Origin of the sequence: Terrabacter sp. 2TAF16, from assembly GCF_052115065.1 — a bacterium.
Taxonomy (GTDB): Bacteria; Actinomycetota; Actinomycetes; order Actinomycetales; family Dermatophilaceae; genus Terrabacter.
In genome coordinates this window covers 16,605-39,784 of sequence record NZ_JBFRFZ010000007.1, presented here as the reverse complement: position 1 = coordinate 39,784, position 23,180 = coordinate 16,605, and the positions used below count along the sequence as shown (strand labels likewise).

The 23,180-nt window shown below is 72.4% G+C and carries 19 protein-coding genes; 15 read left to right on the top strand and 4 right to left on the bottom strand.

The window, feature by feature from the left end; all coding sequences use genetic code 11:
- Position 1 precedes the first annotated feature (1 nt).
- The 4 genes from AB4Z14_RS12245 (at position 2) to AB4Z14_RS12230 (ending at position 7,170) form a co-directional block, all read left to right on the top strand.
- Positions 2–964 (top strand): pseudouridine synthase, encoded by a 963-nt coding sequence (locus AB4Z14_RS12245; RefSeq protein ID WP_442275418.1) that lies wholly within the window; start codon positions 2–4, stop codon positions 962–964.
- Between the two features lie 133 nt (positions 965–1,097).
- On the top strand, positions 1,098–4,529 hold the full coding sequence (locus AB4Z14_RS12240; RefSeq protein ID WP_442275417.1) for an ExeM/NucH family extracellular endonuclease: 3,432 nt from the start codon (positions 1,098–1,100) through the stop codon (positions 4,527–4,529).
- 97 nt (positions 4,530–4,626) lie between these two features.
- On the top strand, positions 4,627–5,043 hold the full coding sequence (locus tag AB4Z14_RS12235; protein WP_442275416.1) for a nitroreductase/quinone reductase family protein: 417 nt from the start codon (positions 4,627–4,629) through the stop codon (positions 5,041–5,043).
- Between the two features lie 27 nt (positions 5,044–5,070).
- On the top strand, positions 5,071–7,170 hold the full coding sequence (locus AB4Z14_RS12230) for a S9 family peptidase (RefSeq protein ID WP_442275415.1): 2,100 nt from the start codon (positions 5,071–5,073) through the stop codon (positions 7,168–7,170).
- A gap of 34 nt (positions 7,171–7,204) precedes the next feature.
- Here AB4Z14_RS12230 and AB4Z14_RS12225 read toward each other — a convergent pair whose 3' ends face one another.
- Positions 7,205–8,461 carry an endonuclease gene (locus AB4Z14_RS12225; protein ID WP_442275414.1) on the bottom strand — a complete coding sequence of 419 codons (1,257 nt, stop codon included), beginning with the start codon at positions 8,459–8,461 and terminating at the stop codon, positions 7,205–7,207.
- A gap of 233 nt (positions 8,462–8,694) precedes the next feature.
- Between AB4Z14_RS12225 and hisD the strand changes: the two genes are divergently transcribed.
- The 5 genes from hisD to AB4Z14_RS12200 are packed head-to-tail and all read left to right on the top strand — an operon-like array spanning position 8,695 to position 12,973.
- A complete protein-coding gene (hisD, locus tag AB4Z14_RS12220; RefSeq protein WP_442275413.1) occupies positions 8,695–10,062 on the top strand; it encodes a histidinol dehydrogenase in 1,368 nt (455 codons plus the stop codon).
- Positions 10,059–11,228 carry a histidinol-phosphate transaminase gene (locus tag AB4Z14_RS12215; protein WP_056776291.1) on the top strand — a complete coding sequence of 390 codons (1,170 nt, stop codon included), beginning with the start codon at positions 10,059–10,061 and terminating at the stop codon, positions 11,226–11,228. Before hisD ends, AB4Z14_RS12215 begins: the two co-directional genes overlap by 4 nt.
- Positions 11,225–11,833 carry an imidazoleglycerol-phosphate dehydratase HisB gene (hisB, locus tag AB4Z14_RS12210; RefSeq protein WP_056776294.1) on the top strand — a complete coding sequence of 203 codons (609 nt, stop codon included), beginning with the start codon at positions 11,225–11,227 and terminating at the stop codon, positions 11,831–11,833. Before AB4Z14_RS12215 ends, hisB begins: the two co-directional genes overlap by 4 nt.
- A gap of 16 nt (positions 11,834–11,849) precedes the next feature.
- Entirely contained in the window at positions 11,850–12,488 is a 639-nt protein-coding gene (gene hisH / locus AB4Z14_RS12205; RefSeq protein ID WP_442275412.1) for an imidazole glycerol phosphate synthase subunit HisH, read from the top strand.
- A gap of 56 nt (positions 12,489–12,544) precedes the next feature.
- Positions 12,545–12,973: a hypothetical protein gene (locus tag AB4Z14_RS12200; RefSeq protein WP_442275411.1), complete on the top strand. Its 429-nt coding sequence runs from the start codon at positions 12,545–12,547 to the stop codon at positions 12,971–12,973.
- A gap of 6 nt (positions 12,974–12,979) precedes the next feature.
- On the opposite strand, the gene AB4Z14_RS12195 is transcribed toward AB4Z14_RS12200, so the two are convergent.
- Complete coding sequence (locus AB4Z14_RS12195; RefSeq protein ID WP_442275410.1) at positions 12,980–13,936, bottom strand: homocysteine S-methyltransferase family protein; 957 nt, start codon at positions 13,934–13,936, stop codon at positions 12,980–12,982.
- 257 nt (positions 13,937–14,193) lie between these two features.
- Here AB4Z14_RS12195 and priA point away from each other — a divergent pair, with 257 nt between their 5' ends.
- From priA to AB4Z14_RS12180, 3 genes are read left to right on the top strand one after another with little or no spacing between them, the layout of a single operon-like run.
- Positions 14,194–14,952, top strand: coding sequence for a bifunctional 1-(5-phosphoribosyl)-5-((5-phosphoribosylamino)methylideneamino)imidazole-4-carboxamide isomerase/phosphoribosylanthranilate isomerase PriA (priA, locus tag AB4Z14_RS12190; protein WP_442275409.1), 759 nt, complete (start codon positions 14,194–14,196; stop codon positions 14,950–14,952).
- A complete protein-coding gene (locus tag AB4Z14_RS12185) occupies positions 14,949–15,740 on the top strand; it encodes an SseB family protein (protein WP_442275408.1) in 792 nt (263 codons plus the stop codon). Before priA ends, AB4Z14_RS12185 begins: the two co-directional genes overlap by 4 nt.
- A gap of 26 nt (positions 15,741–15,766) precedes the next feature.
- A complete protein-coding gene (locus AB4Z14_RS12180; protein ID WP_442275407.1) occupies positions 15,767–17,182 on the top strand; it encodes a DUF445 domain-containing protein in 1,416 nt (471 codons plus the stop codon).
- A gap of 30 nt (positions 17,183–17,212) precedes the next feature.
- On the opposite strand, the gene AB4Z14_RS12175 is transcribed toward AB4Z14_RS12180, so the two are convergent.
- A complete protein-coding gene (locus AB4Z14_RS12175) occupies positions 17,213–17,674 on the bottom strand; it encodes a MarR family winged helix-turn-helix transcriptional regulator (protein WP_442275406.1) in 462 nt (153 codons plus the stop codon).
- Between the two features lie 59 nt (positions 17,675–17,733).
- On the opposite strand from AB4Z14_RS12175, the gene AB4Z14_RS12170 reads away from it, so the two are divergent.
- Together AB4Z14_RS12170 and AB4Z14_RS12165 are read left to right on the top strand one after the other, a co-directional pair.
- A complete protein-coding gene (locus AB4Z14_RS12170; RefSeq protein WP_442275405.1) occupies positions 17,734–18,162 on the top strand; it encodes an organic hydroperoxide resistance protein in 429 nt (142 codons plus the stop codon).
- A gap of 64 nt (positions 18,163–18,226) precedes the next feature.
- Positions 18,227–19,228, top strand: coding sequence for an NADP-dependent oxidoreductase (locus AB4Z14_RS12165; protein WP_442275404.1), 1,002 nt, complete (start codon positions 18,227–18,229; stop codon positions 19,226–19,228).
- Between the two features lie 77 nt (positions 19,229–19,305).
- Here the strand turns inward: AB4Z14_RS12165 and AB4Z14_RS12160 are convergent, their stop codons facing one another.
- Positions 19,306–21,372 carry an elongation factor G-like protein EF-G2 gene (locus AB4Z14_RS12160; RefSeq protein ID WP_442275403.1) on the bottom strand — a complete coding sequence of 689 codons (2,067 nt, stop codon included), beginning with the start codon at positions 21,370–21,372 and terminating at the stop codon, positions 19,306–19,308.
- A gap of 165 nt (positions 21,373–21,537) precedes the next feature.
- Here AB4Z14_RS12160 and AB4Z14_RS12155 point away from each other — a divergent pair, with 165 nt between their 5' ends.
- Complete coding sequence (locus AB4Z14_RS12155) at positions 21,538–22,869, top strand: MFS transporter (protein WP_442275402.1); 1,332 nt, start codon at positions 21,538–21,540, stop codon at positions 22,867–22,869.
- The last annotated feature ends 311 nt before the right edge of the window (positions 22,870–23,180 follow it).

Genomic DNA, 23,180 nt, shown 5'->3' with positions numbered 1-23,180 from the left:
CGTGGCGCGAGGGCCGGTTCCACCCTCGCCGCTGCCGCCGCGTCACGGCGTCGACGCCCAGCGCTTCCGGATGCCGCAGTCGGGGCCGTGGGGATCGCTGCGCGACCACCTCGTCGAGCGGCTCGCACCCGGGCTCACGGCCGACGAGGTCGACCGGATGCTCGGGGCGGGGGAGTTCGTCGACGCCTCGGGAGCGCCGGTGCCCGCGGACGCCCCGTTCGTGCCGCAGTCGGCCGTCTGGGCGCACCGCGACCTGCCGGTGGAGGTGGTGCATCCGGAGGAGCTCGTCGTGCTGCACCGCGACGAGCGCATCGTCGTCGTCGACAAGCCGCACGACATGGCGACGATGCCCCGCGGCCGGCACGTGGTGCAGAGCGCCCTGGCCCGGGCCCGCGTCCTGACCGGCGAGCACCGGCTCGCCCCGGCCCACCGCCTCGACCGGCCGACCGCGGGTGTCCTGATGTTCACGACGGAGCAGCGGTGGCGCGGCGCGTACCAACGCGTCTTCGCCGAGTCGCTCGCGCGCAAGGAGTACCTCGCGGTCGCACCCGTCCGTGAGGGGCTCGTCCTGCCCCTCGTCCGGCGCACGCACCTCGTCAAGGAGCACGGCACGCATCAGGCCCACGAGGTCGAGGGCGCCGAGCCCAACGCCGAGACGCTCGTCGAGCTGGTCGACACGGCGTCCGGTGCCGGGCGGGCGGGGGAGGACCTCGGGCTCTACCGCCTGACGCCCCGCACCGGGCGCACGCACCAGCTGCGCTGCCAGCTCCAGGGCCTCGGCGTCCCCATCGTCGACGATCCGCTCTACCCCGTCGAGCGAGACCTGCCGGTGGGCGACTTCAGCTCCCCGCTGCAGCTGCTCGCCGCCGTGCTGGCCTTCGACGACCCCGTCGACGGCACACCCCGCCGGTTCGTCACGCGGCGCCGGCTGGCCCGCTGGCCCGGCCCGTGGCCCGCCTGCTGAGCCCCGGCGACGGGCCGGCCGCGATGTCACCGGGCGTTCAGCAACCGGTGGTCATCTCGACGCGCGAGACGGACCGCCCCGGTCTAGGGTGACCGCAGACCGCGCGGAAGAGCCGGTCCCAGGGAGGAAATCCATGCGTCAATCTCGTCCTGCCCTGCGCCGGGTCGCCGCGGTCACCACCGCTGCGCTCGCCGTGGGCATCACCCCCTTCGTCGCGGCCGCACCGGCCTCAGCGGCGGCCCCGACGGAGCTGTTCATCAGCGAGTACGTCGAGGGCTCGAGCAACAACAAGGCGCTCGAGATCTACAACGGCACCGGCGCGACGGTCGACCTCGCCGCGGCCGGCTACAACGTCCAGGTCTTCGCCAACGGCGCCACGACCGCGACCAACACGACCAACCTCACCGGCAACCTGTCCTCCGGCGACGTCTTCGTCTTCGCCAACTCCGGGGCCTCTGCCGCGATCCTCGCCCTGGCGGACCTCGCGAACGGCAGCGCCAACTGGAACGGTGATGACGCCGTCGTCCTCCGCAAGGGCACCACGGTCCTCGACGTCATCGGTCAGGTCGGGTTCCGTCCCGCGACCCCGGCCGAGTGGGGCACCGGCCTCACCTCGACCATGGACAACACCCTGCGGCGCAAGTCGTCCGTCACCACGGGCGACATCAACGGCGCCGACGCGTTCGACCCCGCCGTCCACTGGGACGGCTACGCCGTCGACACCATCGACGGCCTGGGCAGCCACTCCGTCGACGGCGGTTCGGCGACCGACGTCGCCCCGAGCGTGACCTCGACGACCCCGACCGACGGCTCGCCCAACGTCGCGGTCGACGCGAGCCCCACGGTGACCTTCTCCGAGCCGGTCAACGCCGCCGCGGGAGCCTTCACCCTCTCGTGCTCCCTGTCCGGCGACAAGACCTTGGCTGTCACCGGCGGCCCGACGACCTTCACGCTCGACCCGTCGGCCGACTTCGCCCTCGGCGACGCCTGCACCCTGACGGTCTCGGCCCCCGCCGTCACCGACCAGGACGCCATCGACCCGCCGGACTCCCCGGCGACCGACGTCGTCGTGCACTTCTCGGTGCCGGCCGCCAACCCGTGCGAGGTCACCCCGACCCCGATCCCGTCCATCCAGGGCAGCGGCGACACCGCGGCGATCACCGGCTCGGTCACGACGCGCGGCGTCGTCGTCGGTGACTACGAGGGCGGGTCACCCGCACTGCGCGGCTTCTTCCTCCAGGACCCGAAGGGCGACGGCGACCCCGCGACGTCCGACGGCATCTTCGTCTTCGAGGGCAGCAACGCCAATGCCGTCCAGCTCGGTGACGTCGTCACCGTGACGGGCAACGCCGGCGAGAACCAGGGCCAGACCCAGGTCAGCGCCGCCACCGTCGCGGTCTGCGGCACCGGTTCGGTCGCCCCGACCGAGGTGCGCTTCCCCGTGGCCAGCCCGACGGCGCTCGAGCGCTACGAGGGCATGCTCGTCACGCTCCCGCAGGACATGTCCGTCACCGAGCACTTCCAGCTCGGCCGCTTCGGCCAGGTCACGCTCTCGCAGGGAGGCCGCCTCGAGCAGCCGACCAACGTCGTCGCCCCGGGGGCCGACGCCGCGGCCCTCCAGGCGTCCAACGACCTGCGCAAGATCATCCTCGACGACACGACCCAGGCCCAGAACGTCGACCCGATCGTCTTCGGTCGAGGCGGCGCGCCGCTGACCGCGGCCAACACCCTGCGCGGTGGCGACACCGTCACCGACCTGACCGGTGTCCTCAACTACACCTGGGGTGGCAACGCGGCCAGCGCCAACGCCTACCGCATCCGCCCCGTCTCCCCGTCCGCGACCGTCGACTTCCAGCCGACGAACCCGCGTCCGTCGAGCCCGCCCGCCGTGGGTGGCGACACCCGCGTGGTCGGGATGAACCTGCTCAACTTCTTCAACACCCTCGACACGACCGGCAACAACTGCCGCGGCGGCCTCACCGGTGCGGTCATGGACTGCCGCGGAGCCAACACCGCAACGGAGTTCGACCGCCAGTGGCGCAAGACCCTCGCTGCAGTCTCGGGCACCCAGGCCGACGTCGTCGCCTTCATGGAGATGGAGAACGACGGCTACGGCGCGGACAGCGCCGAGGAGTTCCTCGTCGGGAAGCTCAACGAGAAGGACGGCTACGGCACGTGGGCGTTCATCGACGCCGACGCCCGCACCGGCCAGACGGACGCCCTCGGCAACGACGCGATCAAGGTCGGCATGCTCTACAAGCCGGCCGCGGTGACGCCGGTGGGCACGACCGCGGCGCTCAACTCCGTCGACTTCGTCAACGGGGGCGACTCCGGCCCGCGCAACCGTCCCTCGCTCGCCCAGGCGTTCCGCGACAACTCGACGGGTGGCACGTTCGTCGCCGTCGCGAACCACCTCAAGAGCAAGGGCAGCGCGTGCGACGCGCCCGACGCCGGCGACGGCCAGGGCAACTGCACCGCGGTCCGCGTCCGTTCGGCGCAGCTGCTCGCCGCCTGGCTGGCCGGTGACCCCACGGGCACGGGTGACCCCGACGTCCTCATCCTCGGCGACATGAACTCCTACGCCAAGGAGGACCCGATCACGACGCTCGAGAAGGCCGGCTTCACCAACCTCATCGAGCAGCGCAACGGGCGTGAGGCGTACTCCTACGCCTTCGACGGGCAGTGGGGCTACCTCGACCACGCGCTCGGCTCGGCGTCGATCAGCAGCCAGGTGACGGAAGTCGGCGACTGGCACGTCAACGCCGACGAGCCCGCGATCCTCGACTACAACACCGAGTTCAAGACGGCCCGGCAGGTCACGAGCCTCTACGCGGCCGACGAGTTCCGGATCTCCGACCACGACCCCGTCGTCGTCGGGCTCGACCTCACCAACGCCGCCCCGGTCGTCGGCAGGGTCACTGGCCCGACGTCGGCCGTCTCGGTCGGCTCCCCGGCGGGCGTCAGCGCGACGTTCTCCGACGCCGACCCGCTCGACACCCACACGGCGAGCATCTCGTGGGGTGACGGGTCGAGCTCGGCGGGCACCATCACCGGTGGCACGGTGAGCGGCAGCCACGTCTACGCGGCCGCGGGCATCTACACCGTGACCGTCACCGTGACCGACGAGTGGGGCAACGCGGGCTCGGGCACGACGAGCGTCGTCGCCTACGACCGCGCGGCCGGCTTCGTCACCGGGGGCGGCACCATCGCGTCCCCAGCCGGTGCCCTGACCTCGAACCCGTCGCACAGCGGCAAGGGCAGCCTCGAGCTGTCCGTCGCCTACGGCAGCGGGGCCACCGTCCCGTCCGGCTCGTTCGGCTACGGCCTCGCGGGCACGTCGTTCTCCGTCGCCACGACGACGTTCGACTGGCTCGTCGTCAGCGGCACGACGGCGACCTTCTCGGGGCCGGTCACGGTCAACGGGACCGCCGGCTACCGCGCGGTCGTCACCGTCACCGACCAGGGCAAGAGCGACTCGTTCCGCCTCGTCGTGACGACGGCGTCGGGCTCCGTCGCCTACGACTCCGGCACGCAGACCGTGAAGGGTCAGATCGTCATCCACTGACCGACGCAGGGACGCACGGCCCGGGATCGACCGATCCCGGGCCGTTCGTCGTGTCCGGAGGGGCCGTTCCGGGCCGGCCGGCCGCTACCGTGACGCCATGAGGCGAGCACTGTTCGTGCGGGTCAACCGGGTCGTCAACGTCGTCGTCCGGCGTCTCGGGCTGCGCCGCTTCCGAGGTGGTGACCTGCTCCTGCTGACGACGACCGGGCGACGGAGCGGGCAGCGCCGCACGACGCCGCTCCTGCACCTCGCCCGGGACGGGGGATGGCTGGTCGTGGCCTCCAACGGCGGCGCCGACTGGGAGCCGGGCTGGTGGCTCAACCTCCGCGCCGGGGCCCCGGGCACGGTGGAGGTCGACGGCCGAGCGGTGCCGGTGCACGGCGAGGAGGTCACCGGGCCGGAGCGTGAGCAGCTCTGGGGCGAGCTCACCGAGAGGGTCTTCGACTTCGACTCCTACCAGGCGAAGGTGAGCCGACGGATCGCCGTCGTCAGGCTGACGCCCACCTCCGGCTGACCGCGGCCGCGACCCTAGACTGCCCGGATGCAGCACCCCCCGACCGCTCGGCGCGACCCCGTCGCCCGCGAGCACCACGGCGACCGTTTCGACGACCCCTACGCGTGGATGGCGGATCGTGACTCGGACGAGCTGCGCGAGCTGCTCGTGGCCGAGAACGCCCACGCCACCGAGCGCACCGAGCACCTGCGTCCGCTCGCCGAGCAGGTCTTCGAGGAGTTCCGCTCCCGCATCGAGGAGACTGACCTCTCGGTGCCCGTGCGTCACGACCGCTGGTGGTACTACTCGCGCACGGTCGAGGGCGAGCAGTATGCCGTCGAGGCACGCGTGCTCGTCGCCGACCACCCGCAGCGGCCGACCCTCGATGCCGGTCGCCCGCCGGTCGGCGAGCAGGTGCTGCTCGACCAGAACGAGGAGGGCCGGGACCACGAGTTCTTCGCGGTCGGCGTCAGCGAGGTGTCGCCGTCCGGCGACCTGCTCGCGTATGCCGTCGACGTCGTCGGCGACGAACGCTACGACGTGCGCGTACGCCGGATCGAGGACGGAGTCGTCCTCGACGACGTCGTGCGCCGCACCGGCGGGTCGTTCGCCTGGTCACTCGACGCCGGGCACTTCTTCTACACGCGCGTCGACGACGCCTGGCGGCCGCACCAGGTGTGGCGCCACGAGGTGGGCACACCCGCCGAGGCCGACGTGCTCGTGCACGAGGAGGCCGACGAGCGCTTCTTCGTCGGGGTCGGCACCTCGCGCGACGACCGGCTGGTCATCATCGCCATCGGTTCCAAGACGACGAGCGAGTTCCGCCTCCTCGAGGCCGACGCGCCGATGGGCACGCCCCGGGTCGTGGCCGAGCGACGCCAGGGCGTCGAGTACGACATCGAGCCCTTCGGCGACCAGCTGCTCGTCACGCACAACGCCAACCGCGTGAACTTCGAGCTGGCCACAGCCCCCGTGACGAGCACCACGGTGGACGACTGGGTGCCGCTGGGCGTCACGACGGAGGACGAGTACATCACGGGCGCAGAGGGATTCGACGACTTCATCGCGGTCTCGCTGCGTCGGGAGGGCGGCACCGGAGTGCGCGTCGTGCTGCGCGACCCGACCGCCCCCAACGGTCTGGGGGAGTCGCACGACATCGCGGTCGGGGAGCCCATCGGCACGCTCCACGTCGGCGTGAACCCCGAGGCGGACACGCCCACGCTCCAGGTCGTCCACGAGTCCCTCGTCACGCCCCGGACCGTGGAGGACTACGACGTCCGTGCCCGCACCTTCACGCTGCTCAAGCAGCAGCACGTGCGCGGCGACGTCGACCTGGCGCAGTACCGCCAGCGACGCGAGTGGGCCACGGCGCCCGACGGGACCCGCGTGCCGATCTCCGTCGTGCACCGCCACGACGTCACGGCCGACGGCACGGCTCCCGGGCTGCTCAACGCGTACGGCGCCTACGGCATCTCGAGCGACCCGTGGTTCTCCGTCCTGCGACTCTCGCTCCTCGACCGCGGCTGGGTCTTCGCCATCGCACACGTGCGCGGTGGCTCCGAGATGGGGCGGTCGTGGTACGACGACGGCAAGCTCGAGGCGAAGCCCAACACGTTCACCGACCTCGTCGCGTGTGCGGACCACCTCGTCGATAGCGGCGTCGTCGCCCCGGATCGTCTTGCAGCAGAGGGTGGCTCGGCGGGCGGCCTGCTCATGGGCGCCGTCGTCAACCTCGCTCCTGAGCGTTTCCGCTTCGTCCACGCGCAGGTGCCGTTCGTCGACGCGCTGACGACGGTGCTCGACCCGAGCCTGCCGCTCACGGTCGTCGAGTGGGAGGAGTGGGGCAACCCGCTCGAGGACCCGACGGCATACGCGCTCATGAAGTCGTACAGCCCCTACGACAACGTCCAGCCGACGCGCCACCCGAGCCTGCTCGTCACGGCCGGCCTGGACGACACCCGCGTCTACGTCACCGAGCCGGCCAAGTGGGTCGCTGCCCTGCGGCACGCCGACCTCGAGGTCGACGACCCCGCGCAGATCCTCTTCCGCACCGAGATGGCCGCGGGCCACGGTGGCCGGTCCGGACGCTATGACCTGTGGCGCGAATGGGCTTGGGAGACGGCCGTGCTCATCGACCAGACGTCGTGAGCCGGCCGTCCCCGGGGCCCACCGCTCTGCGGGGTCACGAGCCGTAGATCGCGGTCACCCACTCCGGGTGGTCGATGAACGGGTTCCGGTTGTGCTGCCAGGTGTCGAAGATGACCTGGTTGCGGCGCTTCTCGAACGCGCCGGGCGGGTCCTGCAGGTTCCACTGCTTGAGCACCGAGAGCTTGCCGATGTAGGGCGCGGTGCCGTTGCCGACGATGTTGTTGGGCTCGAGGTCGGCGAAGCCGTCGCCGCCGTCCCAGCGGACCGCCATGTAGAAGATCATCCGGGCGACGTCGCCCTTGACCGCGTTGCGCGGCTCGAAGGAGTCGGCATCGCTGAGGCAGCCGGTGCACTGGGACACCGCCGACCCGCCGAGGTCGAAGTCGAGGTTGCCGCGGGTGGAGTTGACGGTGACGTCCTCGGGCCGCAGGTGGTGCACGTCGGTGCCCGGGCCGTTGACCGTGCCGAAGTCGCCGTGGCTCTTGGCCCAGACGTGCTCGCGGTTCCACTGGTCGACGCCGCCACCGTTGTCGGACTTGGCGATCGAGCGCCCCGAGTAGATCTCGACGACGTTGTTGGTGTTGCTCGGGTCCTGGTCGGTGTCCTTCAGGGCGGTCCAGACCTGGTCGTAGGTCAGGGTCGTGACGCTGCTGGAGATGATGCGGTGCAGCTCGGTGTGCAGCGCCGAGCCGGTCTTGCCGATGGCCGACGCGTAGTACGTCGAGTCGTAGGGGCCCGTCGTGCCGGTGGGGATCGGGCTCGTCGTCGTGCTCGTGGGGCTGGTCGTCGTGGTCGTCGTCGACGTGCCGCTGAACGCGAAGGCGCTCGTCGACGTCATGCCCGGGTGCGAGAAGTACGCCGCCAGCGCACCGGTCACGTCGAGCTGGCGCCCCATGAGGGAGAGGTTGCTCTGCAGACCCCACGAGGACCGGAACGCCGACGGGATCTGGACGTAGAGCATCCGGCTCGTCGACGTCTCCGACGCGGAGTCGGCGATGGCGAGCGCGTAGTCGTTGGGGAAGTTCGAGCGCACGACGGTGCTCGTCGCGGTCGGCTGTCCCACGACGTAGCCGCGGACGGTTGCGCTCTGACCGGCCTGCGACCCGATGGCTTGCGACACCGTGAGCGGGGCGGCCGCGGCCAGAGCGGGCGCTGCGGCCACGCGCGGGAGTGGCAGGGTATTCGCCGGGGAGCCCGCAGCGCTGGTGAGCGCGAGACTCGGCGGGACGAGGGCGATGGCGAGGCCGGTGACGACGGCAGCGATGCGACGCCGGGGGATGACGACGGGCACGGGTTCTCCTGTCGGGCGGGGGAGTCGGGTGGATGACGCAACCCACGGCCCGGGTCGGGCGGTGGCCCCACGAGCGTGTCGGAACGGCCGTGAACGCCGGGTCAGTCGTTGGTCTGACCTTCGTCAGGGCCGGTCCAAGATTCGGCAGGCGCGAGGACCGACGCCGCGCCCCTCGCTCCGCACGGTGAGACCGTGGTCCGGGCCCCCGGCCGCGCCTTCTAGACTGGTGACCCATGATGTCCTCCCTCGACCTGCGCGGGCGCACGCTCGACGTGCGCTTCCTGCGCAAGGCCCTGCCACGAGCCGAGTTCGACGTCACGGCAGCCCTCGAGCAGGTGCGGCCGATCTGCGAGGACGTCGAGCATCGCGGGGCCGTGGCACTGCGCGACCTCGGAGAGCGGTTCGATGGCGTGCGGCCGACCCACCTGCGGGTGCCGCGGGCCGTGCTGCGGTCCGCCCTCGATCGGCTCGACCCCGACCTGCGCGCCGCGCTCGAGGAGTCCATCCGTCGCGCCCGCATCGTCCACGCCGACCAGCGCCGCACCGACACGACGACCGAGGTCGTCCCCGGCGGCACCGTCACCGAGCGGTGGGTGCCCGTCGACCGCGTCGGTCTCTACGTGCCCGGTGGACTCGCGGTCTACCCGAGCAGCGTCATCATGAACGTCGTCCCGGCCCAGCTCGCCGAGGTTGGTTCGCTGGCCGTCGCGTCACCCCCGCAGCGCGAGAACGTCGGCGAGTTCGCCGGCTACCCGAACCCGACGATCCTCGCGGCGTGCGCGCTCCTCGGCGTCGACGAGGTGTATGCCGTCGGCGGCGCCCAGGCGGTCGCGATGTTCGCGCACGGCTTCGTCGACGACGACCCCCAGTGGGGCGAGGTCGACGGCGAGCCGGTCGTGTGCGACCCCGTCTCGCTCGTCACCGGCCCTGGCAACATCTGGGTCGTCGCCGCCAAGCGCCTGCTCAAGGGCCTCATCGGCATCGACGCGGAGGCCGGTCCCACCGAGATCGCGATCCTCGCCGACGACTCGGCCGACGCGGACCACGTGGCCGCCGACCTCGTGAGCCAGGCCGAGCACGACCCGCTCGCGGCCTCGGTGCTCGTCACCGACAGCGAGGAGCTCGCAGAGGAGACCCGGCGCGCCCTCGCCCGTCGGGTGCCGGCCACGAAGCACGCCGAGCGCGTCACCGAGGCGCTCGAGGGCACGCAGTCGCGGATCGTCCTCGTCGACGACGTCGACGCCGGTCTCGCCGTCGTCAACGCGTATGCCGCCGAGCACCTCGAGATCCAGACCCGCGACGCCGCGGGCGTCGCGGCCCGCGTGCGCAACGCCGGCGCCGTCTTCGTCGGTCCGCACAGCCCGGTGAGCCTCGGTGACTACGCCGCCGGCTCCAACCACGTCCTGCCCACCGCCGGCTGCGCGTGCCACTCGAGCGGCTTGTCGGTGCAGTCCTTCCTGCGCGGCATCCACGTCGTCGACTACGACGAGCCCGCCCTGCGTGATGTCGCCCGCCACGTCGTCACACTCGCCCAGGCCGAGGACCTCCCGGCACACGGCGAAGCCGTGACGGCGCGGTTCGGCGACGAGGTGCCCCGGTGACCGACCGGCCGAGCGCCGCCGACGAGGTCCAGCGTCTGCTCCGGCCCGACCTGCGCGGTCGCACGCCGTACGGCGCTCCGCAGCTCGACGTGCCGGTCCGGCTCAACACCAACGAGAACTCCTACCCGGTTCCCCAGGTCGTCGTCGACGCGGTCGTCGCGGCGCTCGCCGACGACGTCGCCTCGCTCAACCGCTACCCCGACCGCGAGTTCACCGACCTGCGCAAGGCGCTGACGGCATACCTCGAGAAGCAGTCGGGGGTGTCGGTGACGCCCGAGCAGGTGTGGGCCGGCAACGGCTCCAACGAGGTGCTGTCGCACATCGTGCAGGCCTTCGGCGGTCACGGCCGGGTCGCGCTCGGCTTCACGCCGAGCTACTCGATGCACCCGATCATCAGCGAGACGCACGGCACCACATGGGTCGACGGGCTCCGCTCTGCCGCAACCGATCCCGATGCCTTCGACCTGACCGCAGAGTCGGCTGCGCAGCAGGCCCGGGCGCACGACCCGTCGATCGTGTTCCTCTGCTCGCCCAACAACCCGACCGGCACGGCGCTGCCGTTCGAGGTCATCGGGGCCGTGCTCGAGGCGGCCCCGAACGCTGTCGTCGTCGTGGACGAGGCCTACGCCGAGTTCGCCCGGCCGGGCACGCGGTCAGCACTGACGCTGCTCGCCGAGCATCCCAGGCTCGTCGTGACGCGCACCATGAGCAAGGCGTTCGCCTTCGCCGGAGGTCGCCTCGGCTACCTCGTGGCGGCCCCCGAGCTCGTCGACGCGCTGCGCCTCGTCCGCCTGCCCTACCACCTGAGCAGCCCGACGCAGACGATCGCCCGGATCGCCCTCGAGCACGCCGACGTCATGCTCGGCACGGTCGAGGTCATCAAGCATCAGCGCGACCGGATCGTCGACCGTCTCGCCGCGCTCGGTGCGCGCCCCGTGGCCAGCGACAGCAACTTCGTCCTCTTCGGCGGCCTCCGAGACGAGAAGGCCACGTGGGAGGCCCTGCTCGACGAGGGCGTCCTCGTCCGCGACATGGGGATCGCCCACCACCTGCGCGTCACGGCGGGCGACCCCCACGAGACGACCGCGTTCCTCGAGGCCATGACGCGCCTCGCCCCCGCCCACGTCCTCCCCAGCAGCGCCGACCGGCAGGAGCCACCCGCATGAGCCCCACCAGCCGCACCGCGAAGATCAGCCGTGCGACGTCCGAGTCGTCCGTCGAGCTCTGGCTCGACCTCGACGGCACCGGCACGTCCGACATCTCGACCGGCGTCCCGTTCTACGACCACATGCTCCACTCGCTGAGCAAGCACTCGCTCATCGACCTCACGGTCAAGGCCACGGGAGACGTCGACGTCGACGTGCACCACACGGTCGAGGACACGGCGATCGTCCTCGGCCAGGCCCTGCGCGAGGCGCTCGGCGACAAGGCCGGCATCTCCCGCTTCGGTGACGCCACGGTCCCGCTCGACGAGGCCCTGTGCCACGCCGTCGTCGACGTCGCCGGTCGTCCGTACGTCGTGCACGAGGGCGAGCCGGAGGGCCAGCAGTACGCCCTCATCGGTGGCCACTTCACCGGCTCGATGACGCGGCACGTCCTCGAGTCCTTCGCCTACAACGCCGGCCTGTGCCTGCACGTGCGCGTCCTGGCGGGCCGCGACCCTCACCACATCGTCGAGGCGCAGTTCAAGGCCGTGGCGCGAGCGCTCCGGGCGGCCATCGCACCCGACCCGCGCGTCGTCGGGATCCCGAGCGCCAAGGGAGCGCTCTGACGATGGTGGCTCGTCGATGAGCGCCGGCGTCGTCGTCCTCGACTACGGCAGTGGCAACGTCCGGTCGGCCGTGCGTGCCCTGGAGCGCGTCGGTGCCACGGTCACCCTGACGTCCGACCCCGTCCGCGCCCTCGAGGCGGACGGACTCTTCGTGCCCGGTGTCGGCAACTTCCATGCCTGCATCGCGGGACTCGCGGCCGCGCACGGACCCCGCATCATCGGTCGACGGATCAGCGGGGGCCGGGCGGTCCTCGGCGTCTGCGTCGGCATGCAGGCGCTCTTCGACGGCTCGACCGAGCCCTCCGACCACCCCCTCGAGGGGCTCGCGGAGTGGCCCGGCACGGTCGAACGCCTTCCGGCCGACGTCGTGCCGCACATGGGCTGGTCCGAGGTCGAGGTCGCCGAGGGCTCTCGGCTCTTCGCCGGCGTCGAGCACGAGCGCTTCTACTTCGTCCACTCGTATGCCGTGCAGCAGTGGACGCTGGAGGCCACCGGCGCCTTCGCCCGCGTCGCGCCCGCGGTCACGTGGGCGCGCCACGGTGCGAAGTTCGTCGCCGCGGTCGAGAATGGGCCCCTGAGCGCGACCCAGTTCCACCCCGAGAAGTCCGGCGACGCCGGGCTGCACCTGCTCGAGAACTGGGTCCGCAACCTGTGACCGTGCCGACGTCCGCCGACTGACCGGTGGGCGGGGGCCTCGACGAGGAGTGGATCGTGGCGACGAGGAAGACGGCGAGCAGCTCCGGCGGTGCGAGCAGGAAGCGCACGACCAGGGCGACCAAGAGCGCGACGAGGAGCACGACCAGACGTACCGCGTCGTCGACGCGGCGGTCCTCGTCCGGTGCGCTCTACCCGCGGCGCCGGAGCAGCCGCCCCGGACTACCGACGACGCTGGGCACGGCACTCGGGACGCTCGTCGTGACGACCCTGCTCGACCTGTCCTGGCCGGTGCGCATCGTCCTCGTCGTCGTGGTCGTCGTCGCCGGGCTGGGATACGTCCTGTGGCGTCACCGCGCCGAGCTCGCCGCCGGGGGAGGTGTCGACGTCACGCCGGACGGCCCGTCCGCTCCGGAGGTGGCTCCGCCTCCGGGCGGGGGCGAGCCGCCGGCTGCGACCGCCCCGCCTGCCACGCCGGCGTCGTAGGCCCGTTCAGACCGGGACGTCGCCGCCGCGATGCTGGTCGACGCCCCAGAGCCGTGCGACGTGAGAGGCGTCGGTGCCACAGCACCCTCCGACGACCGTGACACCCGGGAGACGTCCGACCACCCGGTCGTGTCCCGCGGAAATCGTGTCGAGGTCGCCCGCGTCCAGGTCGTCGGCGTCGTCGAGCTCCGCATGGCTGCGCGTCGACGCGTTGTAGCGCAGCCCGAGCAGCCTGCTGCGCCAAGCGCTCCCGTCGTCAGCGTCCAGCCCCGCAAGCACGTGCTCGGGGTGGGCGCAGTTGACGAGGTAGTAGTCCGGGGCCTCCCGGTCGTCGACCTCGGAGATCGTCTCGGCCAGCGTCGTCCCGTCGGGGAGCCGCCCGTCGACCTCCACGGTGAACGAGATCGCCACGGGCAGCCCGTGCTCCCGGCACGTCTGCGCGATCCCGATCGCCTCACCGGCAGTGGTGAGGGTGTACGCCGTGACGACGTCCACGCCCGCCTCGGCGAAGGCCGCCACCTGGGCGTGGTGGTAGTCCGCGGCCTCGGCCGGGTTCGGCGCGCCGGCACTGCGGTAGCCGTCGCCCCGTGGGCCGACCACCCCCACGACGACGACGTCCTGCAACCCGAGCTCGACGGCATACCGGCGACGCAGCGACCGGAGCAGGTCGACGGCGTCCGCGTTGGCACGGTCCAGGTCGGCCCTCGTGTGGCCGAGCCGCGCGCCCCAGTCCGGGTTGGCACGCCACGTCGGTGACTCGAGGAGCAGCCCTGCGCCGGCCCGGGCAGCGATGGAGGCGTAGGCGTCGTAGTAGCCCGTGAGCAGCTCGAGGCCGGCCGTGTCGCCGAGCAACGGGTAGGCGGCGAACTCCTCGAGCTCGACCCCGTGGTTGAAGATGAGGTCGGTCTCGAGGCCACCGTCCGTGACCATCGGCCGACCGGCCAGCTGTGGCAGGTGATCCATGGCGGCTCCCGTGCGTCGCGAGGTTCGGGTCCCACCGGTCTACCAGACGCCACCAGCTGGCCGGCGAGGAACGTGGGGAGGCGACCGCACCGTGGTGGGCGCTCGATCCACGGACCGACACGTCGGGAGCGGCGCCACGGGCACACGGCATACTCGGTGGTCGCACGTCCGGCGTCCCGAGTTCCGGGCGCACCTGACACCGACCACGACACCGACCACGACCGCGACGGTCGTGACCGACCCGAGGAGCCGACCCGATGACCGGCCAGCACCACGCCGCCCAGCCACACCTCGAGCTGCTACCCGCCGTCGACATCGCCGGTGGCCGTGCCGTCCAGCTGGTCCAGGGCATCGCCGGCACCGGCGGCGAGTTCGGCGACCCGTGGGAGGCCGCGCTGCGCTGGCAGGAGCAGGGGGCGGAGTGGATCCACCTCGTCGACCTCGACGCGGCCTTCGGTCGTGGCAGCAACCGTGACCTCATCGCCTCGATCGTCGGTCGGCTCGACCTGCAGGTCGAGCTCTCTGGCGGCATCCGCGACACGGAGTCGCTCGACGCGGCGCTCGCCACGGGTTGCCGCCGCGTCAACATCGGCACCGCCGCGCTCGAGGACCCCGAGTGGACGGCGTCGATCATCGCCGCGCACGGCGACCGCGTGGCCATCGGCCTCGACGTCCGGGGCACGACGCTCGCGGCCCGGGGATGGACCCGCGAGGGCGGTGACCTCTGGGAGACGCTCTCGCGCCTCGACGCCGAGGGTTGTGCGCGCTACGTCGTCACCGACGTCAACAAGGACGGCATGCTCCAGGGCCCCAACGTCGAGCTGCTCCGCGACGTGTGCGCCCGCACCGACCGTCCGGTCGTCGCCAGCGGCGGCGTCTCGACCCTCGAGGACATCGAGGCGATCCGCGAGCTCGTCGGCGACGGGGTCGAGGGGGCCATCGTCGGCTCGGCCCTCTACCGCGGCGCCTTCACGCTGCCCGAGGCGCTCGACGTCGCCGGCCGCCCGGGCGCATGAGCTCACCGACACCGGCCTCGGGCCACCACGACGAGCACCGCCGTCCCGCCGACTCCGCCGGCCAGGCGTGGGAGGGCAAGTCGATCCCCTCCCACGGCTTCGGCGGCGACACGGGAGCGGCCGACGCGGCCCTCGTCGCGGCGTTGGCCGCGGCGCACGGCACGCCGGGTGACGACGTGGAGACGGCCCTGATGGAACACGTCGCGCAGGCCCGCTGGCTCGTCCCCGTGGTCGCCGTGGCGGCAGAGGTCGACGAGTCCGGCCCCCACGCCGTCGACACCCGCAGCGACATGGCCGCGGTCACCCTGACGTCCCCCGACGGGTCGCGGGCGCTGCCGATGTTCACCTCCCTCGAGAGCCTCGCCGCGTGGGACCCCGGCGCCCGGCCGGTGCCGGTCCGCGCCGCCGCCGCGGCGCAGGCCGCGATCAGTGAGGAGTGCCAGGTGCTCCTCGTCGACGTCGCCTCGCCCCACGCGACGGTGCTGCGTCCGAGCATGCTGTGGGCGCTCGCCCAGGAGCGCGCGTGGCAGCCCAGCCACCGCGACGCCCACGTCGCGGCGGCCGTGCGAGCGGCGGTCGAGACCGAGCCGCAGGTCGTGGCCCACCGCCTCGAGGCGGGAGAGCCCGCCGGCGCCGGCGTGCTGCGGGTCGTGCTCTCCCTGGAGCCCGGCCTCGACGCCGAGCTCGTCGGGGCCGTCGCGACACGGATCGGGGAGCGGATCGCGACCGACGGCGAGACCCGTGCGAGGATCGATGCTCTGACCTTCGCGCTCGAACCGGCGCGCTGAGCACATCACCCGTGGAGGTGCGGGACGTGGACACCACACCCCAGACGACTCGGGAGCGTGACCCCGAGGTGCCTCCGGCGACGACCGGCGCCGGGACGACCGCCGACGTCCCGACCGGACCCGCGCGCTCCGGGGGACGGTCGGGCGCAGACGCCGGCCGAGGGGCGGGCCCCTCGAGCGGTCCTCTCGGCTTCATCGTCGACCCGGCCCTCGACGCGCAGCGCCGCCGTGACCTCCGGAGGATGCGGCTCGTCGCCACCGGGCTCCTCGTGTTCGCCGCGGTCGTCTACGTCCTCACGCGGGGGCACGACGACGGCCTGCTCGGCTTCGTCAACGCCGGCGCCGAGGCCTCGATGGTCGGTGCGTGCGCCGACTGGTTCGCCGTCACGGCCATCTTCCGGCACCCGCTCGGGCTCCCGATCCCGCACACCGCCCTCATCCCGCGCAAGAAGGAGATGATCGGTCGCAGCCTCGAGGAGTTCGTCAGCGAGAACTTCATGCGCGAGGACATCATCCGCGAGCGGGTGCTCGACGCCGAGCCCACCCGCCGCGCGGCCGAGTGGGCCCTGGCGCCGGGTCACGCGAAGCGCCTCGTCGACGAGGTCGCCACGGTCACGGTCCACGCGCTGCACCGGATCCCCGACGAGGACGTCCGCGCCGTCATCGAGCAGGCCCTGCTCCCGCGCCTCGCGCAGGAGCCGATCAGCTCGCTGGCCGGGGGACTGCTCGACCAGGTGGTGCGCGACGAGGCGCACGTCGGCCTCGTCGACCTCGCCCTCGACGAGGTGCGCGTCTGGCTCGTCGACAACGAGGACGTCTTCGAGTCGCTCATCACGCAGCGCGCCCCGGCGTGGGTGCCCGACGCGATCAACGACATCGTGGCCCGAAAGGTCCACGTCGAGGCGCTCAAGTGGCTGGCCGACATCCGCAACGACCAGCGGCACGACGTGCGTCTCGCGCTCGACAAGCTGCTCATCGACCTCGCCGACGACCTCCAGCACGACCCCGTGACGCAGGCCAAGGCGGAGCGCCTCAAGGAGCGCGTGCTGTCACACCCGCAGGTGGCGGACACGGCGATGTCGCTGTGGGCCTCGTTCCGTGCCGTCGTCGTCGCCGCCCTCGAGGACGAGGGCGGGCCGGTGCGGGCCCGCGCCGTCACGGAGGTTTCGGCTCTCGCCGAGCGGCTCCTCGCCGACGCCGCGCTGCGCGACCGGATCGACACGCGCATCTGCGACGCGACGATCTACGCGATCGACCGCTACGGCACCGAGCTGACGAGGATCATCAGCGACACCGTCGACCGGTGGGACGGCAAGGAGACGGCCGAGCGGGTCGAGCTCCAGGTGGGCCGTGACCTGCAGTTCATCCGGATCAACGGCACCCTCGTCGGTGGGCTCATCGGCATGCTCATCCATGCCGTCTCGATCGTGCTGCCCTCGTGACACGCACGCGGCGCCTCGACCCGGACGCCCTCAGACCCCGGTGTCGAGCCGTTCGGTCACCTGGCGCAGCGTGCGGTGCAGGTCGACCAGCTCCTGTCGCGAGAGACCGCTGCGGAGCGCGATCTGGTGCGGCAGGTCTCCGAGCGCCGCGAGGCGGTCGTGCCCTCCGTCCGTCGCCGACACGAGGACCCGGCGCTCGTCCTCGGGGTCGCGGACCCGCTCCACGAGGCCGGCCGACTCCATCCGCTTGAGGAGCGGGGAGAGCGTGCCCGAGTCGAGTCGCAGGTGCTCGCCCAGCCGGCTCACCGTGAGCGGCCCGTGCTCGGCGACGGCCATGAGGGCGATGTACTGCGGGTAGGAGAGTCCGTGCTCCGACAGCAGCTCGCGGTAGACGGCGTCGAACGCCCGCACGGTCGTGTGCATGGCGTAGCAGATCTGCTGCTCGAGGCTCAGCGTGCTCGCGGCGGCGGAGGTCGGATTGGACGGGCTCATGACCCAAGCGTACTATCAAATTGCGCACAATCTAATTGTTGGCAACACAAGGAGCCCCGATGAGCACCGCCACCCAGACCGCCCAGTACGTCGCCTCGGCCACCGCCTCCGGGCGTGAGGGTCGCGCCGTCACGTCCGACGGTCGCCTCGACGTCACGCTGGCCGCACCCCGCGAGCTCGGCGGAAGTGGGGAGGGCACGAACCCCGAGCAGCTCTTCGCCGCCGGGTATGCCGCATGCTTCGCGAGCGCTCTCGGCCTCGTCGCGCGCAAGCGCCGCGTCGAGGACTTCGACGTCGCCGTCACGGCCGACGTCAGCCTCGCGGGGTCGTCGGGCACCGGCTTCGGCCTCGGGGTCGTGCTCCACGTCGAGCTGCCCGAGGGCCTCGACCCCCAGCTGGGCCGTGAGCTCGTCGACACGGCGCACCAGGTGTGCCCCTATTCCAACGCGACGCGCGGCAACATCCCCGTCGAGATCGTCGTCGACTGACGTCATCCGGCCACGGCCGCTTCGCACCCGCACGTCCAGAACAGCTGTCCCAGAAGGAGACCCGATGACCAACCCCCGTGAGGTCCAGCTCGTCAGCCGCCCCGTCGGCTGGCCCACCCCTGACGACTTCGCCCTCGTCGAGAGCGCGCCCGTCGACCTCGCCGACGGCCAGGTCCGCGTCCGCAACGAGGTCATGTCGGTCGACCCGTACATGCGCGGTCGCATGAGCGACGCCAAGTCCTACGCCGAGCCGTATGCGCTGGGCGAGGCCATGCACGGCGGCGCGGTCGGTGTCGTCACCGAGTCGCGCGCCGACGGCGTCACCGTCGGCGACCACGTGCTCCACGGCCTCGGCTGGCGCGAGGAGGCCGTCGTCGACGGCTCCGCCGTCCGTGTCGTCGACACGTCCGTGGCCCCGGCGTCCGCCTACCTCGGCGTGCTCGGCATGACCGGCCTCACGGCATACGCCGGCCTGACCCGTGTCGCGCAGATCAAGGAGGGGGACGTCGTCTTCGTGTCCGGCGCCGCCGGGGCCGTCGGCAGCGTCGTCGGACAGGTCGCCAAGGCGCTGGGCGCCAGCCGCGTCATCGGCAGCGCCGGATCGCAGGAGAAGGTCGACCACCTGCTGGGCGACCTCGGCTTCGACGCCGCGTTCAACTACAAGGACGGACGGGTCTCCGACCTGCTCCGCGAGGCCGCGCCCGACGGCATCGACGTCTACTTCGACAACGTCGGCGGCGACCACCTCGAGGCCGCCGTCGGTTCGCTGCGGCTCGGCGGCCGCATCGCGATCTGCGGCGCGATCTCGGTCTACAACAACACCGAGGCGGCCCCGGGCCCGCGCAACCTCGCGCGCCTCATCCAGACCCGCGGCACCATCACGGGCTTCCTCGTCGGCGACCACTGGGACCTCGCGGGCGAGTACGCCCAGCGCGCGGCCGGCTGGATCGCGGACGGCACGCTGACCTCGCGCGAGACGTTCGGCGACGGGATCGACCACGCGGTCGACGCCTTCCTCGGCGTCCTGCGCGGGGAGAACGTCGGCAAGATGGTCGTCCGCCTCTGACGGCGGCCGCGCGACGGACGCGAGAAGGCGGGTGCTTCGGCACCCGCCCTTCGCCGTCCCGGCGCTCCTGCGCGACCTCAGCCCCCGAGCAGGTCCTTGGCCTTGTCGGCCGGCAGCAGGTCGTGGCGCAGCGGCTCGCGGACGAACGACCCGGTGCCGTGCGACACCGACCGGAGGTCGATGGGGTAGCGCGACAGCTCTGCCGACGGCACCTCGGCGTGCACGACGGTCCAGCCGCCCTCGGGGCCCATCCCGTCGGCCGGCTCGGTGCCGAGCACCTGGCCGCGGCGTCCGCGCAGGTCCGACATGACGGCCCCGAGGTACTCGTCGGCGATGGTGATGTCGACGCGGTCGATCGGCTCGAGCAGTGCCATCGTCGAGGCGTTCGCCGCCTCCTTGAGAGCGAGCGCCGCGGCGGTCTGGAAGGCGACGTCGGACGAGTCGACGGAGTGCGACTTGCCGTCGGTGAGCGTGACCCGGACGTCGACGACCGGGTGGCCGGTGAGCAGGCCCTTCTCGAGCTGGAGGCGGGCCCCCTTCTCGACCGACGGGATGAACTGGCGCGGCACGGACCCGCCGACGACCTTGTCGACGAACTCGAAACCCGATCCGCGTGGCAGCGGCTCGATGACGATCGAGCACACGGCGTACTGCCCGTGACCGCCCGACTGCTTGACGTGGCGACCCTGCACCGAGCACGTGCGCACGAAGGTCTCGCGCAGCGCGGTCCGGTAGGGCTCGGCCGTCACCGTCACCCCGTAGCGCTCGGAGAGCTGGTCGATGAGGTCGTCGACGTGGGCCTGGCCCATCGTCCAGAGCACGACCTGGTCCGTCTCGTGCGAGTGCTCCATGCGCATCGTGACGTCCTCGGCCACGAGGCGTTGCAGCGCCCCGCCGAGCTTGTCGTCGTCGGACTTCGTCGCCGCGCGGATCGCGACGGGCAGCTGCGGCTCGGGCAGCAGCCACGGCTCGACGACCGCGGGCCGGTCGACGGAGGACAGGGTGTCGGAGGTCTCGGCGTGGGTCAGCTTCGTCACGAGTGCGAGGTCGCCGGCGATGGCGGTGCCGCGGGGGCGGTGCGACTCGACGAAGGGCGACGCGAGCGGGCCGACGCGCTCGTCGTCGTCGTGGGCCGGGTGGCCGGCGACCTCGTGCCCGACGAAGTCACCGAGGTGGCCCGACACGTGGACCGTCTCGTCGACGCGGAGCGTGCCGGAGAAGACGCGCACGAGCGAGAGGCGCCCGACGTACGGGTCGGTCGTCGTGCGCACGACCTCGGCCACGAGCGGCTGGGACGGGTCGCACGTCACGCCCTTGACGGGGCCACCGACCGGTGACGTGACGGCCGGCAGCGGGTGCGCGGTCGGGTCGGGGAAGGCCCGCTCGATCATGCCGAGCAGCTCCTCGGTGCCCGCACCGGTCAGGGGCGAGACCGGGACGATCGGGAAGAAGGTGCCCTGGGCGATGGCCGTACGCAGGTCGCCGAGCAGCGACTCGGTGTCGATGGTCTCGCCCTCGAGGTAGCGGTCGAGCAACGTCGCGTCCTCGGACTCCTCGATGACGGACTCGATGAGGGCCGACCGTGCGTCCCCGTGCTCGGCGGACGTCTCGCCGGTCAGCAGACCCACGACCCCGGTGACCGAGCCGTCCTCGACGACGGGCCAGTGGGTGGCCCGGGCGTCGCCGAAGGTGCGACGACACATCTCGACCGTCGTCGCGAAGTCGGCGCGCGGCTGGTCGAGGTGGGTCACGACGACGGCTCGCGGCATCCCGACGGCCGCGCACTCGCGCCACAGCAGCGACACGGGCCGGTCGATGTCGTCGGCGCCGGAGACGACGAAGACGGCGGCGTCCGCGGCCCGGAGGCCCGCTCGGAGGTCGCCGACGAAGTCGGGGTAACCGGGGGTGTCGAGGAGGTTGAGGGTGACGGGGCCGGACTCGAACGAGGCGGCGACGAGGGTCGTGGTGCGGACGTGGTCGCCCAGGGAGGTCCGCTGACCGGGCACACGTGCCGAGACGAGCGCCTCGAAGAGTGCGGTCTTGCCGGCCCCGCCGGGTCCGACCAGCACGACGTTGCGGATGTCCTGCGGCGAGGCGGGGTTGGGGGCCGCAGGAAGATCTGATCTGCCGGGCGTCTTTGCCATGCCCCCACCCAACTCCTGTCGCCCAGCCGTCACAAGACCCATCGCGTATGCCGCCCGCCACCTCGGTGGGTCGACCCCGGGTCGCCCCCGGGCCGCGCTCGCGCGCTCTGCCGCCTCGGCGGAACCCGGGTGCGCACCGTCGGTGCGAGGTGACAGGCTGACGCCATGGATCTGGGGGCCTACCGGCCGGTGCTGGCCAACCGCGACACCCGCAACGCGCTGCTGCTCGGCTTCCTCATCCGCGTCCCCATGTGGGCGGGAGGGGTGATCCTCACCCTCCACGTCGTGACGTCGCTCGGCCGCAGCTACGGCGCTGCCGGCCTGGTCACGGCCGCCTCGACCGTCGCGGTCGCCGTCTCCGGGCCCTGGCGCGGCCGGCTGCTCGACCGCATCGGCCTGCGGCGCACCGTCGGCCCCTCGCTCGTCGTGCAGGTCGTGTGCTGGTCGATCGCGCCGTGGGTGAGCTACGCCCCGCTCATCGCCTTCGCGGCGCTCGCCGGGCTCTTCGTCGTGCCCACCTTCTCGATCCTGCGCCAGGTCATCATCCGTTCGGTGCCGAGCGAGCAGCGTCGCACCGCCCTGTCGCTCGACTCGTCGGCGACCGAGCTGTCGTTCATGGCGGGCCCTGCCATCGGGGTGTGGCTCGCGACCTCGTGGGACACGTCGTGGGCCCTGCTTGTCTGCGAGCTCGCATCCGTCGCAGCGGGATTCGTGCTCTGGGTGGTCAACCCCCGCCTCACCTCCGACTCCGGCGATGGTCACCCGGACGGCGGCGCGGCGGGGGAGGCGGCGCACGACGAGCAGGGCGAGGCCGCCCGGGCCGACGCCATCGCAGCCCCGTCCGTGCCCGACGACACCGCCCCGGGCCGTGCCGTCCGCGGCTTCATCACCGTGCCGGTCGCCGCGGTCTACCTCGCCGCCGCCTGCTCGACGCTCGTCCTCAGCGGCACCGACGTGGGCATCGTCGCGGCGCTGCGGTCCTTCGGGGCCACCGGCTCGATCGGCTGGGTCCTCGCGCTCTGGGGTGCCGGGTCCCTCGTCGGCGGCATCCTCTACGGCGCCTGGCACCGCTCCTTCTCCGTCTTCTGGCTGCTCGGCGGCCTCGCGGCCACGACCGCCCCCGTCGCCCTCGCCGCGGGCGTGCCGAGCTTCGCCGTCCTCATCACGGTCTCCGGCTTCCTGTGCGCCCCCACCATCACCGCCACCGTCGAGCAGCTGAGCCGTCAGGTCCCGGAGCGGTTCCGCGGCGAGATGATGGGGTGGCACGGCTCGGCCATGACCGCGGGCTCGGCCTTCGGAGCACCGCTCGCAGGCTTCGCCATCGACCGAGGCGGCTGGCAGTGGGGGTTCGTCGTCGTCTCCGCCGTGGGCGTCCTCATCGCACTCGTCGGCCTCCTCGGGTCCCGGGCCAGCCGGAGGGCGCAGGGCCGGCCCGCTGCCGGGGGCCCTGTCGTCGATTCGGAGCACGGCGTCTCGGCTGCTAGCATTGACCACTGACCAGCCGTCACCCATGCTCCCGCTCCGGCGGAGGCGGGTGACGACGTGCAAGAGAAGCTCGCTTCCACCCGCGCCGACCTGACAGTCGCCGGGTCAAGGTCTGCTCGACCAGGTGTCCTCCGTGGCATCGGTGTCGAGCCGTGTGACGCGACGGCGACCGTCCGGCATACGCGACCCTTGGGCTCCTCGTGCACACACGGGGAGCCCTTTTCTCGTTGTGGTCGCAGCAGGACTGGCACCACCCCCGTCTGGTCACACCATTCATCGAACTTAGGAGCACCACATCAGCGAGCCTCGCATCAACGAGCGCA